Annotated in this window: 12 protein-coding genes; 7 read left to right on the plus strand and 5 right to left on the minus strand. The window is 54.1% G+C overall.

Going from position 1 to position 16,838, the window contains the following annotated elements; translation table 11 throughout:
* Positions 1 to 19 precede the first annotated feature (19 nt).
* The 4 genes from yidC to rpmH are packed head-to-tail and all read right to left on the minus strand — an operon-like array spanning position 20 to position 2,498.
* Complete coding sequence (gene yidC, locus F8N62_RS13925; RefSeq protein WP_150711450.1) at positions 20 to 1,705, minus strand: membrane protein insertase YidC; 1,686 nt, start codon at positions 1,703 to 1,705, stop codon at positions 20 to 22.
* Positions 1,706 to 1,707: 2 nt separating this feature from the next.
* A complete protein-coding gene (gene yidD, locus F8N62_RS13930; RefSeq protein WP_010207715.1) occupies positions 1,708 to 1,953 on the minus strand; it encodes a membrane protein insertion efficiency factor YidD in 246 nt (81 codons plus the stop codon).
* Positions 1,946 to 2,347, minus strand: coding sequence for a ribonuclease P protein component (rnpA, locus tag F8N62_RS13935; protein WP_224791369.1), 402 nt, complete (start codon positions 2,345 to 2,347; stop codon positions 1,946 to 1,948). Before rnpA ends, yidD begins: the two co-directional genes overlap by 8 nt.
* Positions 2,348 to 2,363: 16 nt before the next feature.
* The gene (rpmH, locus tag F8N62_RS13940) at positions 2,364 to 2,498 is read right to left on the minus strand and encodes a 50S ribosomal protein L34 (RefSeq protein ID WP_003213577.1); all 135 of its coding nucleotides are present in this window, start codon (positions 2,496 to 2,498) and stop codon (positions 2,364 to 2,366) included.
* Between the two features lie 567 nt (positions 2,499 to 3,065).
* Here rpmH and dnaA point away from each other — a divergent pair.
* The 7 genes from dnaA to F8N62_RS13975 all read left to right on the plus strand — a co-directional run bounded on the left by dnaA (position 3,066) and on the right by F8N62_RS13975 (position 16,188).
* Positions 3,066 to 4,577, plus strand: coding sequence for a chromosomal replication initiator protein DnaA (gene dnaA / locus F8N62_RS13945; protein WP_150711452.1), 1,512 nt, complete (start codon positions 3,066 to 3,068; stop codon positions 4,575 to 4,577).
* Between the two features lie 39 nt (positions 4,578 to 4,616).
* On the plus strand, positions 4,617 to 5,720 hold the full coding sequence (dnaN, locus tag F8N62_RS13950) for a DNA polymerase III subunit beta (RefSeq protein WP_150711453.1): 1,104 nt from the start codon (positions 4,617 to 4,619) through the stop codon (positions 5,718 to 5,720).
* A 19-nt stretch (positions 5,721 to 5,739) separates the two neighbouring features.
* Positions 5,740 to 6,843, plus strand: coding sequence for a DNA replication/repair protein RecF (gene recF / locus F8N62_RS13955; protein WP_150711454.1), 1,104 nt, complete (start codon positions 5,740 to 5,742; stop codon positions 6,841 to 6,843).
* Positions 6,844 to 6,848: 5 nt separating this feature from the next.
* The gene (gene gyrB, locus F8N62_RS13960; RefSeq protein ID WP_150711455.1) at positions 6,849 to 9,266 is read left to right on the plus strand and encodes a DNA topoisomerase (ATP-hydrolyzing) subunit B; all 2,418 of its coding nucleotides are present in this window, start codon (positions 6,849 to 6,851) and stop codon (positions 9,264 to 9,266) included.
* 450 nt (positions 9,267 to 9,716) lie between these two features.
* Complete coding sequence (locus tag F8N62_RS13965; RefSeq protein WP_150711456.1) at positions 9,717 to 11,255, plus strand: type I restriction-modification system subunit M; 1,539 nt, start codon at positions 9,717 to 9,719, stop codon at positions 11,253 to 11,255.
* Positions 11,252 to 12,430, plus strand: coding sequence for a restriction endonuclease subunit S (locus F8N62_RS13970; protein WP_150711457.1), 1,179 nt, complete (start codon positions 11,252 to 11,254; stop codon positions 12,428 to 12,430). Before F8N62_RS13965 ends, F8N62_RS13970 begins: the two co-directional genes overlap by 4 nt.
* Positions 12,431 to 12,783: 353 nt before the next feature.
* Positions 12,784 to 16,188 (plus strand): DEAD/DEAH box helicase family protein, encoded by a 3,405-nt coding sequence (locus F8N62_RS13975; protein WP_150711458.1) that lies wholly within the window; start codon positions 12,784 to 12,786, stop codon positions 16,186 to 16,188.
* Between the two features lie 383 nt (positions 16,189 to 16,571).
* Here the strand turns inward: F8N62_RS13975 and F8N62_RS13980 are convergent, their stop codons facing one another.
* Positions 16,572 to 16,817: a hypothetical protein gene (locus F8N62_RS13980; protein ID WP_150711459.1), complete on the minus strand. Its 246-nt coding sequence runs from the start codon at positions 16,815 to 16,817 to the stop codon at positions 16,572 to 16,574.
* Positions 16,818 to 16,838: the final 21 nt, after the last annotated feature.

A 16,838-nucleotide genomic window follows, 5' to 3' on the forward strand; every position in this document is an offset into this window, starting at 1 on the left:
GTGGTATTCACAGTGTAAATCAGGCAGCTGCTTTAGTAGCCGCTTCGACTTTACGAGTGATGTACCACTGTTGGGCGATCGACAGGCAGTTGTTGACTACCCAGTACAGCACCAGACCGGCCGGGAACCACAGGAAGAAGAAGGTAAAGATGATTGGCATCAGCTTCATCACCTTGGCCTGCATCGGATCCGGAGGTGTAGGGTTCAACTGCTGCTGGATGAACATGGTTGCACCCATGATGATCGGCAGAATGAAGAACGGATCCTTGATCGACAAGTCAGTAATCCACAGCATGAACGGCGCTTGGCGCATTTCAACGCTTTCCAGCAGAACCCAGTACAGCGAAAGGAAAACCGGCATCTGCACGAGGATTGGCAAGCAACCACCCAGCGGATTGATCTTTTCTTTCTTGTACAGCTCCATCATGGCTTGCGACATTTTCTGCCGGTCGTCGCCATGTTGCTCTTTCAGCGCGGCCAGTTTCGGTGCCACTGCACGCATGCGGGCCATGGATTTGTAGCTGGCTGCCGACAGCGGGAAGAAAATCCCTTTGATCAGCATGGTCAGGAAGATGATCGACCAGCCCCAGTTACCGACCAGCGCGTGGATATGTTGCAGCAGCCAAAAGATCGGCTGGGCAATGAACCACAGAATGCCGTAGTCGACGGTCAATTCCAGACCTGGGGACAACTCTTTCAGCACAGCCTGACTTTTCGGACCGGCGTAAAGTACAGCGCTGGTCTCGGCTTTCGCACCTGGGGCAACGGTCATTGCCGGAGCGGTGTAGCCGATGATGTAGTTGCCTTTGCTGTCTTTACGGGTCTGGACGACGTTGTTTTCGCCCTTCGCCGGAATCCACGCGGTCACGAAGTAGTGTTGCAACCAGGCAACCCAGCCACCGTTGACGGTTTCTTTCAGCTGAGCCTTGTCCATGTCCTTCATCGACACTTTCTTGTACGGCTCGTTACTTGTCCACAGGGCGGCGCCCAGGTAAGTCGCGGTGCCGGTGGCAGTGCTGGAAGAAGGATCGGAGCTGGCGTCACGCTTCAATTGCGCGAACATTGCACCGGACCAGGGCTGAGCGCTCTGGTTGTCGATGAGATAGGAAACGGTTACGTCATACAGGCCGCGTTTCAGGGTGAAACGCTTGATGTAGTTGACGCCGTCTTTGCTGAACTTCAGGTCGACGACCAATTGGTCCTGACCGTCAGCCAGTTGGTAAATCTTCTTCTCCGAGGCGTAAACCGGACGACCCGCAGGACTTGCGTCCGGGCCGTTAGCGCCGATCAAACCGCTCTGGGCCAGATAAGTCCGCTCGTTGCCGTTATCGAACAGCTGGAATGGAATTTCCGGATGGTCCTGGCGACGTGGATACAGCGGCAGCGTCAGCTGGGCAACATCGCCACCTTGTGGGTCGATAGCCAGGTTGAGCACATCCGTTTTGATCTGGATGAGGTCTTTGCTTGCAGCGACTGGCATTTCAGCCGGTGCAGTAGCACTGGTATCGCTTGTGGCGCGTGGAATGTCGTCACTGACAGAAGCATTATTGCCAGTCGCCGTGTCCGGTAGGCCCGGTGCGGTAGTACTGGAAGCAACATTCTGAGTCGGCAGGGCAGCCTGGCCATAGTCCTGGTTCCATTTAAGGACCATAACGTAGGACACGATTGCCAGGGCGACGATCAGGATCGTGCGTTTGATATCCATGATTACTCGGCCATCGAAGAAGAACGGGAGGTAGGGATAGGCGGAACCGGGTCATAACCACCGGGATTCCACGGATGACAGCGACCTAAACGACGAAAGGTCAGCCAGCCACCGCGCAGAAGGCCATGATTTTCTATGGCTTCTAACGCGTAGCAGGAACAACTGGGGTAGAAGCGACAGTGACTGGCCATCAGAGGACTAATGGCATAGCGATAAAACTGGATCGGAACGAGTGCCAGTTTACGCATCGGTACTGTCTACCCCTACAGTTTCGGTTTTGACTGCTGGTACCGGCGTGTTGCGTGCCAGACGCTTCCAGAGTTTGCCGAAATGCTGAATCAATTCGGGGTTTTCTACGTCACCCAAACCTTTGCGCGCGACGATAACGATGTCCCAGCCGACCAGTGAATCCTGGTGCAGACGGAACGATTCGCGCATCAGACGTTTGAGGCGATTGCGCTCGACGGAGAGCTTTACGCTCTTTTTCCCGATAACCAGCCCGAGACGGGGGTGATCAAGGTCGTTGTTGCGCGCGAGGAGCAGGAGATTTTTCCCCGGAACCTTGCCGGTAGGGGAGTCAAAGACTGCCTTGAAATGCCGGGGAGTAAGCAGACGCTTTTCCCGACTGAAGTCCTGACTCACCTCCAGTGCCGGATTATCAAACGGCCAGACGCGCACGACCTTTGGCGCGACGACGCGACAGGACGGCACGACCGTTCTTGGTAGCCATGCGAGCACGGAAACCGTGGGTACGAGCGCGTTTGATAGTGCTTGGTTGGAAAGTACGTTTCATTGTCGTGTTACCTGGTTCGTCCACAACGGGCCGGAATGGCCCCCGTTTTAAGAGACCGGGGATTCTAGAGAAAGCAAGCCTCTAGGTCAATTTCCAACCAGCGTTTCCTGATAAATAGATATCAAGGCGTTTTCTCACAGGAAGGTCCTTGGCTAGATATAGAAATAAAGAAGGAAGTTATTTAAAGCTTTTTTGTAAAGCTTATAAAAGCTAGGGGCACGATCTTCTGTGGATAACTGCCATAAGCCCTTATAAGTCATGGTGTACAGCGAATGACAACTACGGTGGAAAACAGTGGTCAGCCTGTGCTGCGCTGTCGGATAAGCTGTGTGTGAAAGGCGCTGTTATCCACATGCAGGTTATCCACCGGGTTTCGCCCCCACTTGTCCAGTGCCCTCATGGGCGGTTATCCACAGAGCTTATTCACAGACCATTGGTCGTCTTTTTATCGGTTAACGCGTTGATAATTCATGGCAGGTTCGCAACCTGCATGTGGATAAGTGGGCGTCTGGTCGCTACAATGGCCGCTTGTTTTTGCCTCACCGGCTTTCAACTTAGGGGATATCCGTGTCAGTGGAACTTTGGCAGCAGTGCGTGGAGCTTTTGCGCGATGAGCTGCCTGCCCAACAATTCAACACTTGGATCCGTCCACTACAGGTCGAAGCCGAAGGCGACGAGTTGCGCGTCTACGCACCGAATCGTTTTGTTCTCGACTGGGTCAATGAAAAGTACCTGGGGCGCGTCCTTGAACTGCTGGATGAGCATGGCAATGGCACGGCGCCGGCGCTGTCCTTATTAATAGGCAGCAAGCGCAGTTCGGCTCCGCGTGCCGCGCCGAATGCGCCTTTGGCCGCAGCCGCATCACAGGCCCAGGCGCCTGTCAGTGCTCCGGCACCCGCGCCGATGGCTTCGCCGACCAAGCGTTCGGCGCACAAAGTTGCCGAAGTCAGTGAAGAGCCGTCGCGCGACAGTTTCGATCCGATGGCGGGGGCCAGTTCTCAGCAGGCTCCGGTTCGTTCGGAACAGCGCACCGTGCAAGTCGAAGGGGCGCTCAAGCACACCAGCTACCTGAACCGCACTTTCACCTTTGAGAATTTCGTCGAAGGCAAGTCCAACCAGTTGGCCCGAGCAGCCGCCTGGCAGGTGGCGGACAATCCCAAGCACGGTTACAACCCGCTCTTCCTTTATGGCGGTGTCGGCCTGGGTAAAACCCACTTGATGCACGCTGTGGGTAACCACCTATTAAAGAAGAACCCGAATGCCAAGGTCGTGTACCTGCATTCCGAGCGTTTCGTAGCTGACATGGTCAAGGCGCTGCAACTGAATGCAATCAACGAGTTCAAGCGCTTCTACCGTTCGGTGGATGCATTGCTGATCGATGACATTCAGTTCTTTGCTCGCAAGGAACGTTCGCAGGAAGAGTTTTTCCACACCTTCAACGCTCTGCTTGAAGGTGGTCAGCAGGTTATTCTCACCAGTGACCGCTACCCGAAAGAAATTGAAGGCCTTGAAGAGCGTCTCAAATCGCGCTTTGGCTGGGGCCTGACGGTTGCCGTCGAGCCGCCGGAGCTGGAAACCCGCGTGGCGATTCTGATGAAAAAGGCTGACCAGGCCAAAGTCGATCTGCCCCATGACGCGGCGTTCTTCATTGCCCAGCGTATTCGTTCCAACGTCCGTGAGCTGGAAGGTGCGCTTAAACGCGTGATCGCCCACTCGCACTTCATGGGCCGCGATATCACCATCGAGTTGATTCGCGAATCCCTGAAAGATCTGTTGGCGCTACAAGACAAGCTGGTCTCTGTGGATAACATTCAGCGCACCGTCGCCGAGTACTACAAGATCAAGATTTCCGACCTGCTGTCCAAGCGTCGTTCACGCTCGGTCGCTCGTCCGCGTCAGGTTGCCATGGCGTTGTCCAAGGAGTTGACTAACCACAGCCTGCCGGAAATCGGCGATGTGTTTGGCGGCCGCGACCACACCACTGTTTTGCACGCCTGCCGCAAGATCAACGAACTTAAGGAATCCGACGCGGACATCCGCGAGGACTACAAGAACCTGCTGCGTACACTGACCACTTGATGAACACCAGCGCAGCTTATTAAGGCAAGGGACTAGACCATGCATTTCACCATTCAACGCGAAGCCCTGTTGAAACCCCTGCAACTGGTCGCAGGCGTTGTCGAGCGCCGACAGACCTTGCCGGTGCTCTCCAACGTGCTGCTGGTTGTCGATGGCCAGCAACTGTCGTTGACCGGTACCGACCTGGAAGTCGAACTGGTGGGTCGTGTACAACTCGAAGAGCCTGCGGACCCGGGTTCGATCACCGTGCCGGCGCGCAAGCTGATGGATATCTGCAAAAGCTTGCCAAACGATGCGCTGATCGACATCAAGGTTGACGAGCAGAAGCTGGTGGTGAAGGCCGGCCGTAGCCGCTTCACCCTGTCAACTTTGCCAGCCAATGACTTCCCGACGGTGGAAGAAGGCCCGGGCTCGCTGACTTGCAGCCTCGAGCAAAGCAAACTGCGTCGCTTGATCGAACGCACCAGCTTCGCGATGGCCCAGCAAGACGTGCGTTATTACCTGAACGGTATGCTGCTAGAAGTATCGGCCGGGATCATCCGCGCCGTGGCCACCGACGGGCACCGTCTGGCCATGTGTTCGATGCAGGCCGATATCGGTCAGCCTGATCGCCACCAGGTCATCGTGCCGCGCAAGGGTATCCTCGAGTTGGCGCGTTTGCTGACTGAGCCGGACGGTATTGTCAGCATTGTCCTTGGACAGCATCACATCCGCGCCACCACCGGCGAGTTCACCTTCACCTCTAAACTGGTCGACGGTAAATTCCCGGATTACGAGCGCGTTCTGCCCAAGGGCGGCGACAAGCTGGTACTGGGTGATCGCCAGGCACTGCGCGAGGCGTTCAGCCGCACCGCGATTCTGTCCAACGAGAAGTATCGCGGGATCCGTCTGCAACTGGCCAATGGTCAGCTGAAGATCCAGGCCAACAACCCGGAGCAGGAAGAAGCGGAAGAAGAAGTAGGCGTTGAGTACAACGGCGGCAATCTGGAAATCGGCTTCAACGTCAGCTATTTGCTCGACGTGCTGGGTGTGATGACCACCGAGCAGGTTCGCCTGATCCTGTCGGACTCCAACAGCAGCGCGCTGGTGCAAGAGTCGGACAACGATGACTCGGCCTACGTTGTCATGCCGATGCGTCTGTAATCATGCTCAGCAGAAGCTAATGTCTTTAAGTCGCGTCTCGGTCACCGCGGTGCGCAATCTGCACACGGTGACCTTCTCCCCCTCCCCCCGAATCAATATTCTTTACGGCGCCAACGGCAGCGGCAAAACCAGTGTGCTGGAAGCCATTCACCTGCTGGGACTTGCCCGTTCGTTTCGTAGCGCCCGTCTGTTACCCGTTATCCAATACGAGCAATTGGCCTGCACAGTCTTTGGTCAGGTGGAATTGGCTGAGGGTGGACATAGCGCACTGGGGATTTCGCGGGATCGCCAAGGCGAGTTCCAGATTCGTATTGACGGACAGAACGCTCGCAGTGCTGCGCAATTGGCAGAGATCCTGCCATTGCAGTTGATCAACCCTGACAGCTTCCGCCTGCTTGAGGGGGCACCGAAGATTCGTCGGCAGTTTCTCGACTGGGGCGTGTTCCACGTGGAACCACGATTCATGTCCACCTGGCAGCGCTTGCAGAAGGCCTTGCGCCAGAGAAACTCTTGGCTGCGGCATGGTACACTTGACGCCGTTTCGCAAGCGGTTTGGGACAGGGAACTGTGCCAGGCCAGCACTGAAATTGATGAATACCGCCGCGCCTATATCAAAGCCTTGAAACCAGTCTTTGAACAGACCTTGAGTGAATTGGTTGAGCTTGAAGGTTTGACGCTCAGCTATTACCGAGGCTGGGACAAAGACCGGGAGTTGAGTGCAGTGCTCGCTGGGTCCGTTCAGCGGGATCAGCAAATGGGTCATACCCAAGCCGGACCACAACGCGCTGATTTGCGTCTTAAATTGGGCGCCCATAACGCCGCAGACATCTTGTCCCGCGGTCAGCAGAAACTGGTGGTTTGTGCATTGCGGATTGCCCAGGGGCATTTGGTCAGCCAAGCCCGACGTGGCCAGTGTATTTATCTGGTGGATGACTTGCCGTCTGAACTGGACGAGCAACACCGCCGCGCGCTTTGCCGCTTGCTGGAAGACTTACGCTGCCAGGTGTTTATCACCTGTGTAGATCACGAATTATTGAGGGAAGGCTGGCAGACGGAAACGCCAGTCGCTCTGTTCCACGTGGAACAGGGCCGCATCACCCAGAACCACGACCATCGGGAGTGAAGGCATTGAGCGAAGAAAATACGTACGACTCAACGAGCATTAAAGTGCTGAAAGGCCTGGATGCCGTACGCAAACGTCCCGGTATGTACATTGGTGACACCGACGATGGCAGCGGTCTGCACCACATGGTATTCGAGGTGGTCGATAACTCGATCGACGAAGCTCTGGCCGGCCATTGCGACGACATCAGCATTATCATCCACCCGGACGAGTCCATCACCGTTCGCGACAACGGTCGTGGCATCCCGGTAGACGTGCATAAAGAAGAAGGCGTTTCGGCAGCCGAGGTCATCATGACCGTGCTGCACGCCGGCGGTAAGTTCGACGACAACTCCTACAAAGTCTCCGGCGGTCTGCACGGTGTAGGTGTCTCGGTTGTGAACGCGCTGTCTGAAGAGCTGGTCCTGACCGTTCGCCGCAGCGGCAAGATCTGGGAACAGACGTACATCCACGGTGTGCCGAAAGAGCCGATGAAAATCGTCGGTGAAAGCGAAACCACCGGTACGCAGATTCACTTCAAACCATCCGACCTGACGTTCAAGAACATCCACTTCAGCTGGGACATCCTGGCCAAGCGGATTCGTGAACTGTCCTTCCTCAACTCCGGTGTCGGTATCGTCCTCAAAGACGAGCGCAGCGGCAAGGAAGAGCTGTTCAAGTACGAAGGCGGCCTGCGTGCGTTCGTTGAATACCTGAACACCAACAAGACCCCGGTCAACCAGGTGTTCCACTTCAACATCCAGCGTGAAGACGGCATCGGCGTGGAAATCGCGCTGCAGTGGAACGACAGCTTCAACGAGAACCTGTTGTGTTTCACCAACAACATTCCGCAGCGCGACGGCGGTACCCACCTGGTGGGTTTCCGTTCCGCACTGACGCGTAACCTGAACACCTACATCGAAGCTGAAGGCCTGGCCAAGAAGCACAAAGTCGCCACCACCGGTGATGACGCCCGTGAAGGCTTGACTGCAATCATTTCGGTGAAGGTGCCGGATCCGAAGTTCAGCTCCCAGACCAAAGACAAGCTGGTTTCTTCCGAAGTGAAGACGGCTGTCGAACAGGAAATGGGCAAGTACTTCTCCGACTTCCTGCTGGAAAACCCTAACGAAGCGAAATTGGTCGTCGGCAAGATGATCGACGCGGCACGTGCGCGTGAAGCAGCGCGTAAAGCCCGTGAGATGACCCGTCGTAAAGGTGCGCTGGATATCGCTGGCCTGCCGGGCAAACTGGCTGACTGCCAGGAAAAAGACCCTGCCCTTTCCGAACTGTACCTCGTGGAAGGTGACTCTGCTGGCGGCTCCGCCAAGCAGGGACGCAACCGTCGAACCCAAGCCATCCTGCCGCTGAAAGGCAAGATCCTCAACGTGGAGAAGGCGCGCTTCGACAAGATGATCTCTTCGCAAGAAGTGGGCACCTTGATCACCGCGCTGGGCTGCGGCATTGGCCGCGACGAGTACAACATCGACAAGCTGCGTTATCACAACATCATCATCATGACCGATGCTGACGTCGACGGTTCGCACATCCGTACCCTGCTGCTGACCTTCTTCTTCCGTCAGTTGCCGGAGCTGATTGAGCGTGGCTACATCTACATCGCTCAACCGCCGCTGTACAAGGTCAAGAAAGGCAAGCAAGAGCAATACATCAAAGACGACGACGCCATGGAAGAGTACATGACGCAGTCGGCCCTGGAAGACGCGAGCCTGCACTTGAACGAAGAAGCCCCGGGTATCTCCGGTGAAGCGCTCGAGCGCTTGGTGAACGACTTCCGTCTGGTGATGAAGACCCTCAAGCGTCTGTCGCGCCTGTACCCACAGGAACTGACCGAGCACTTCATCTACCTGCCAGCGGTAAGCCTGGAGCAATTGTCCGATCACGCAGCGATGCAGGATTGGATGGCCCAGTACGAAGTCCGCCTGCGCACCGTCGAGAAATCGGGTCTGGTTTACAAAGCGAGTCTGCGTGAAGACCGCGAGCGTAACGTCTGGCTGCCCGAGGTCGAACTGATCTCCCACGGCCTGTCGAACTACGTCACGTTCAACCGCGACTTCTTCGGCAGCAACGATTACAAGACCGTTGTCTCCCTGGGCGCCCAGCTGAGCACCTTGCTTGACGATGGCGCGTACATCCAGCGTGGCGAGCGCAAGAAGCCGGTGACTGAGTTCAAGGAAGCCCTTGAATGGCTGATGGCTGAAAGCACCAAGCGTCACACCATCCAGCGCTACAAAGGTCTGGGTGAAATGAACCCGGATCAGCTGTGGGAAACCACCATGGACCCAAGCCAGCGCCGGATGCTCAAAGTGACTATCGAAGACGCCATTGGCGCGGACCAGATCTTCAACACCCTGATGGGTGATGCGGTCGAACCTCGTCGTGACTTCATCGAAAGCAATGCCCTGGCGGTTTCCAACCTGGATTTCTGATCCAGTGTCGATGGGCACATTAAATGTCGTAAGTGGGCGGAATATTGTCGCCTGCTAAAGCAAAACCCCGGCCTATGTGCCGGGGTTTTTCATTGTGGTAGGTTAAACCCCGTGTCGGCCAATCAACGGTTCAGGGCATGCTCGTGGTTCTCTTTTATTCTGCGCTAGGTTATGGAGCATGGTTGCCGCTTCATTAAAATGAACCGCAACCTTGCCTGGGTGTTGTAGTAGGGAACGTTGTTCCATTTTTGCCGAAGCTCAGCGGATTTGAAGAAATCAAAGGTCACTTGAAAGCCCTCGCAATAGCACCCTGTCGGGTGCTGTTGCTGTGTGAGTTGTTTGGCTGTGTACTCGGTACTGCTTTGACGGCCAGTCAGTTAACATGAAACGGATTTAGCCGGCGCCCATTCGCTATGGCTTATACATAACCAGTAAGGAGTGGTAAGCGTCATGCTGACCGGTGAAATTCGCAGCCAAATAGACGCAATCTGGAATGCTTTTTGGTCAGGAGGAATTGCTAACCCCTTGGAGGTGATTGAGCAGATTACATATCTGTTGTTCATTCGCCGTTTGGACGATGAGCAGATGCTCGAAGAGGCTAAGGCCAGAATTCTTGGCGAGGCTATCCGAAAACCCATTTACCCCGCAGGTACGGACGATAAAGGTCGACCTTTTGACGATCTGCGCTGGTCTCGACTCAAAAACTTTTCACCGGCGGAAATGTATAAAGTTGTTGGTGAACACGTCTTCCCCTTCCTCCGCCAAATGGGAGGCGACGGGTCCACTTACTCACACCATATGAAGGATGCCCGTTTCACCATTCCTACACCTGGTTTGCTGGCCAAGGTAGTTGATCTGCTCGACCAGGTTCCGATGGAAGATCGGGACACCAAGGGCGATATCTACGAATACATGCTCGGGAAGATTGCTGCTGCTGGGCAGAACGGTCAGTTTCGTACCCCGCGTCACATTATCCAGCTCATGGTTGAGCTGACTGCGCCGACGCCCAAGGATGTAATTTGCGATCCGGCAAGCGGTACTTGTGGCTTCCTGGTTGCTGCCGGTGAGTATCTACGTGAGCGGCATGCTGACTTGTTCAACAGTCATACCGACCGAGTGCATTTTCATAACGGCTTGTTTCACGGATACGACTTCGACAATACCATGCTGCGCATCGGCAGTATGAACATGGCGTTGCACGGGGTGGATAACCCGGATATCCGCTACAAGGATTCCCTGGCTCAGGATCACGCGGGAGACGAAGAAAAGTATTCGCTGATCTTGGCCAACCCACCCTTCGCCGGTAGCCTAGATTACGACAATACGGCAAAAGACCTACTCAGCATTGTCAAGACTAGGAAGACCGAGTTGCTGTTCCTTGCTCTATTCCTGCGCCTACTCAAGCCGGGCGGACGGGCAGCAGTAATTGTGCCGGACGGGGTGCTATTTGGCTCCACCAAGGCGCATAAGGAGCTTCGCCGCATGCTAGTGGAGGATCAGAAACTGGATGGCGTGATCTCCCTCCCCTCCGGTGCCTTCAAGCCCTATGCGAGCGTCTCCACAGCAATATTGCTATTTACCAAGACTAATTCGGGTGGCACCGACAATGTTTGGTTCTACGACATGCAAGCCGATGGCTGGAGCTTGGACGACAGACGCCAGCCTTTATTGGATGAGGCTAAGTTGGGCCCGTGCCCTAGGCAGGAGTTGAGCGAAGCTGATCATGCCAAAAACAATCTACCCGACCTCCTAACCCGTTGGCGCCAGCGCGGCAGGAATGAAGGTGAAAGCCCACGCACTGAGCAGAACTTCTATGTGCCGAAGGTCGATATTGCGGCTCAGGGTTATGACCTTTCCATCAATCGTTACAAGGAAGTAGTGCATGAAGTCGCTATTTATGAGACTCCATTGGAAATCATCGAACGACTGAAACATCTGGAAATTGAGATTCAGACGGGAATTGCTGAGTTAGAGGGGATGTTTAAGTGACCGGATTCATTCGTCTTCCAATTGCCGAGTTGGTCATCGATGAAAAATGTACCAATGCAATATCCGTTGACGATGAGGTGTGGAACCTTAATCTAGACCAGATTGAGCGGGACTCAGGAAAAGTTCTCGAAAAGCGTAGGGTGTGTGTTGGTGATTTGGGGCCCTCTACTTATCCATTTACCGCAGGCACTGTTCTCTATTCAAAATTACGGCCCTACTTGAACAAGGTTGTTCTCGCGGACGAGCATGGTTATGCAACGACAGAGCTTGTCTCGTTGCGATGTAATTCCGACAAGGTCTACGCGCCCTATTTGGCGCACTACCTGCGTGCCCCGGAATTTCTGAATTTTGCGAACAGAGTTGTTGCTGGTGCAAAAATGCCGAGAATGGTCATGAGCGAGTTTTGGCGCTTTGCAGTGCCAGTTCCCCCTCTTCCGGAACAACGCCGCATCGCCGCTTTACTAGACAAAGCGAATGCCCTCCGCGCCAAGCGTTTCGAGTCATTGGTCCAACTTGACCTCCTTACTCATTCGATTTTTGTGGAGATGTTCGGTGACCCGAGTGCAGAAGATGGTAAGTTTCAACTGCGGCCACTTTTAACGCTCGTTGAGGATGGGTTCCAGAATGGGGCTTACTTTCCCAAAGAAAAGTACTCTGATGATGGCGTTGAGATGGTTCACATGAGCGACGCATTTGGTGGGATTATTGAGCGTGGGGGGTTAAAGCGAGTCGATTGTGATCAAAAAGTTGTCGATAAATATTCTCTTACACCTGATGACTTAATCATTGCTCGCCGTTCCTTGACCTATGAGGGGGCTGCTAAACCCTGCATGGTACCGGAGGCAGATGAGGCGTTAATTTTTGAGTCCTCATTTATACGAGTCAGACCAATTAAATCGTTGGTAAGCCCCCTTTATCTCTTCCATTACCTCAATAACAAACGGGTTCGAGAAAGGTTCGTTCGTCCCTATGTAACTCAATCTACAATATCTGGAATAAATCAATCCAATTTGGCCAAAATTCCCGTAGCGGTGCCTCCGGTTGATTTACAGGTCGAGTTTTCTGCCGTCATGGGACAGCTAGAAAAGATTCGAGAGCGTATTGTGAAGGCTTCTAAGCATGATGATTTTTTGTTTTCGTCACTTCAACATCGTGCCTTCTGTGGAGAGTTCTGAGTATGCACAGAAATCACCATTGGTATCTTGTTTGGAGTGTACAAGCGTAAAGGATTGTGCCTGCTTGAAATCTAGCACTACTACATCTGGCAGGTTAGACTGCACTTGATCTGTTGGATTCGCTTATCACTGGTTACCTTAATGGTGGACGCTGGTTTGGAAAGGTCATTAGCTGGTGCCAATTCGAGATTACCTGCTAGTACCATCGACAATAATTTGAGTGCGCATTGACCATCTGTGCGTTCTAACCGGCTCTTCATTTTAAGCCACGGAGTGGTATGGCGATTTTTGCAGTACCGGCATGAAGAGTTGGTGTAGCTTATAAACGCTATTCTCAAGGAGAAAGTCAGGATATGAGTAACTTCGCCTTCCTCGCGATTGAATGGACGTTGCTGCATGAGGCAGCGAGTAAAGCGGAAGGCGCAGTCAATAGCGACCCTCGCACGGCCTGCTTTTATGCCAGACGTGCGCTGGAAATCGGGGTGGCCTGGCTTTACACCCATGACAAGTCATTCAAGCTTCCCTACCAGGACACCCTGAGTGCCCTGATCCACGAACCTACCTTTCGCGAGGGCGTGGGGAATACCCTGTTCACCAAGGCCCGGCTGATTAAGGATCTGGGCAATCTGGCAGTTCATGGGGCCAAAAAGATCTCCACTTCAGATGCCCAGAATGCCACGCGGGAACTATTCCACTTCTGTTACTGGTTGGCGCGTATCTATGGGCGAACTGCTCGCCCATCCGGTAGCCAAACCTTCTCTCTTGATTTGCTACCAAACCCATCTGGAGTAGCCCCACAGTCGGCTGAGCAGCTTCTGAAACTGGAGAAAAAACTCAAAGAGAAGGATGAAAAACTCGCTGAGGTGCTGACCCAACATGCGGCGTTGAATGAGGAGTTGAAGCGTCTGCGTGAAGAGGTGGCGATAACCAAGAAGGTCAATGCCGCTCAGCCTGATACTCACGATTATTCTGAGGCTGAAACCCGCAAGGCCTTCATCGACCTCCTGCTCAAGGAATCGGGCTGGAGCCTGGATCCAGCCAAGAACTTCGAAGTCAAAGTTACCGGCATGCCCAACGGGGAGAATACCGGCTACGTTGATTACGTGCTGTGGGGCGATGACGGTAAGCCTCTGATGCTGGTTGAGGCCAAGCGTACTACCAAGAGCCCAACGGTGGGCCAGCAGCAGGCCAAGTTGTATGCTGACTGCCTGGAGCAGATCTATGGCCAGCGCCCAATGATTTTTTACACCAATGGCTACGAGCACTGGGGCTGGGATGATCTTTTCTACCCGCCCAGGCCTGTGCAGGGCTTCTTCAAGAAAGACGAGCTAGAGCTGCTAATTCAGCGTCGCAACAGTCGTAAACCGCTGGCCGAAGCGGTGATTAACAGCCAGATTGTCGAGCGCTATTATCAGACCCGTGCCGTGCGTCGTGTTGGGGCAACTTTCGAGGTGGACAAGCAGAGAAAATCGCTGCTGGTCATGGCCACTGGCAGTGGTAAAACTCGCACGGTAATTGCTTTGGTTGATTTGCTAATGCGCGCCAACTGGGTCAAACGCGTTCTGTTCCTAGCGGATCGCGTGGCGCTGGTGAACCAAGCGGTCAATTCGTTCAAGTCCTTCCTACCAGATTCAGCCCCGGTAAACCTAGTCACCGAAAAGAACACTGAAGGACGGGTGTTTCTGTCCACGTACCCCACTATGATGGGCCTAATAGACGAAGCTAAAGATGGCCAGCGCCGTTTTGGTGTGGGCCACTTTGACTTAATTGTGATTGATGAGGCACACCGCTCGGTGTACCAGAAGTATCGCGCTATCTTCGAATACTTCGATTCTTTGTTGGTGGGCCTGACCGCCACACCCAAAGACGAGATTGACAAGAATACCTATGGTCTATTCGATTTGGAAACCGGAGTACCGACTGATGCCTATGGCTTGGACGAGGCTGTGGGTGACCGTCACTTGGTACCCCCGGTTCCCATCTCAGTGCCGCTGAAATTTCAGCGTGAAGGTATCAAGTACGCAGAACTCAGCGAAGATGAGAAAGCGCAATGGGACGAGCTGGAGTGGAATGACGAGGGCACGATCCCGGATGAAGTGGATGCTGCTGAGCTGAACCAGTGGTTATTCAACACCGACACGGTGGACAAGGTACTGGAACTGCTGATGACCAAGGGCCAGAAAGTTGCCGGCGGTGATCAGCTGGGCAAGACCATTCTATTTGCCAAGAGCAATGCCCACGCGGACTTCATTGCCGAGCGCTTCAACGTCAACTATCCGCACTATAAAGGTCACTTTGCACGAGTAATAACCTACAAAACTGAGTACGCCCAAACGCTCATCGACGACTTTTCCAAGAAGGACAAGATGCCACGCATCGCCATCTCGGTGGACATGCTCGATACGGGTATCGACGTGCCTGAGGTGGTAAACCTGGTGTTCTTCAAGGTCGTCCGCTCCAAAACCAAGTTCTGGCAGATGGTTGGGCGCGGTACGAGATTGTGCAAAGATCTATTCGGTCCTGGCGAGGACAAGAAAAATTTCTTCATTTTCGACTTCTGCCAGAACTTGGAGTTCTTCAGTCAGAATCCGGAATTCTCCGAAGGTTCGTCGACCGAAGCGTTGGGCACCCGCCTGTTCAAGGCGCGGCTAGAGATGATTACCGAGCTGGACAAGAAGCTTCAGGAAGGCATAAAGGCCATAGAAGCCAATAGCCCGTCCTATGACGACCAAGTAAGCATATCTCATTTGCGTAACGAGACTGCTGGTTTGCTGCACGACAAGGTAGCCTCCATGAATGTGGATAACTTTGTGGTGAGACCGCAGCGCAAATTTGTCGAAAAATTTTGCAAGGCAGAAGCTTGGCAAACTATTGGCCCGGAAGAGTTCCATGAACTTGCCAGTAAAGTGGCTGACTTGCCATCTGAACAGGTCGATGAAGATGAAGAAGCAAAGCGTTTCGACATGTTGGTTTTGCGCACTCAGCTGGCGATCCTTCAAGCTAAGCCCGACTTCCTGAGTCTCAAAGAGAAGATCCAGGATATTTCTGCTGTATTGGAGGCTGAAACCAACATACCGGCTATCAAAGCGGAAATGGTGTTGATCCAGTCTCTGGGAAGTGAAGAGTGGTGGGAGGGCGTCACCTTGCCCATGTTGGAAACCGTGCGCCGCCGACTGCGGGCACTGATCCGGCTGATTCCGAAGCGGCAGAGGAAGATCGTCTATTCGAACTTTGAGGACCAGATTGGCGAAGTTGCCTTGATCGACTTGCCTCAAGTCACCGCTGGTTTGAACATGAGTAAGTTCAAGGAGAAAGTCAGAGCTTTCCTTAAGGCACATGAGGCTCACCTTTCATTGCAACGTCTACGCCGTAATCAGGCACTCACGCCATCTGACTTGGTTGAGTTGGAGAAAATGCTGATCGATGCCGGTGGCTCTCAGGCATTGATTGATGAAGCCAAGGAAAAGAACCATGGCCTCGGTATCTTTATTCGCTCGTTGGTGGGGTTGGATCGCGAAGCGGCCATGCAAGCCTTCAGCAAATTTATCAATGGTAAAAAGGCCACGCCGAATCAGATTGAGTTTATCGATCTGATTGTGCAGGAGTTGACGCAGACCGGTGTGATGGAGCCTACCCGCTTGTTCGAGTCGCCCTTTACCGACCTCAACGCAAAGGGCCCGATGGGCGTTTTCCCACCGGCAACTGTGACGCAGATTGTGGATGTACTCGCTGGGATACGAGCGACGGCAGTGGCTTGATGGCCTTCAACTGAGCATTTTTTGCGTGCGGTTAAGGCTATCCTGGGTTTGACTGGTTAGCACTCTCAGCCACCAGACTTCCCCATTCGCAGTACTGAAACCCGCGCCGCGCCAGTCTCGTCCAACGCGGCCGGGTTCCCTGCGTGATGACCCTTCGGTGCTAGGGATTAGTCATAGCCTAGGGGGCTGGTAGTACGCAGTTTACTAGTTTGATGATTAGCATCGGATGGGTTTTTTCCACGACCGGCCCGGCTGTGGGGGCGATCATAATGACCAATTACATGCAGCGCGGCCGTCAGGGCAACCTGGGGCCAACGCAGTGGGCTCGCTGAGCGGACCCCGATCCGTTGGCGACAGGTGTACCAAGACCCGAGTGCGACGGTTCAAATGGCCGACTTTTTATAGACGGCTATACGCCCTGCCATGCGCGCAAACACCAGTCCATAGTGCTCAAGGTTGGCGCGTACGTGTTTTCCAAAGCGATGGCGCGTGGATCGTTGCAGTGGCGCCCAAGTCACTTCGCCAATGATCTCGCGAATCTTGCGCTCTTGGCCGAGCGGCATAGCTACGACGTTGTGTTTCAGGGTTTCCGAAACGTTTTCCCAGTCCGAAGTCTGCGTAGTGTTCATTTAGGGCACCTTAAAAGTTGC

Origin of the sequence: Pseudomonas fluorescens (genome assembly GCF_902497785.1) — a bacterium.
Lineage (GTDB): Bacteria > Pseudomonadota > Gammaproteobacteria > Pseudomonadales > Pseudomonadaceae > Aquipseudomonas > Aquipseudomonas fluorescens_BO.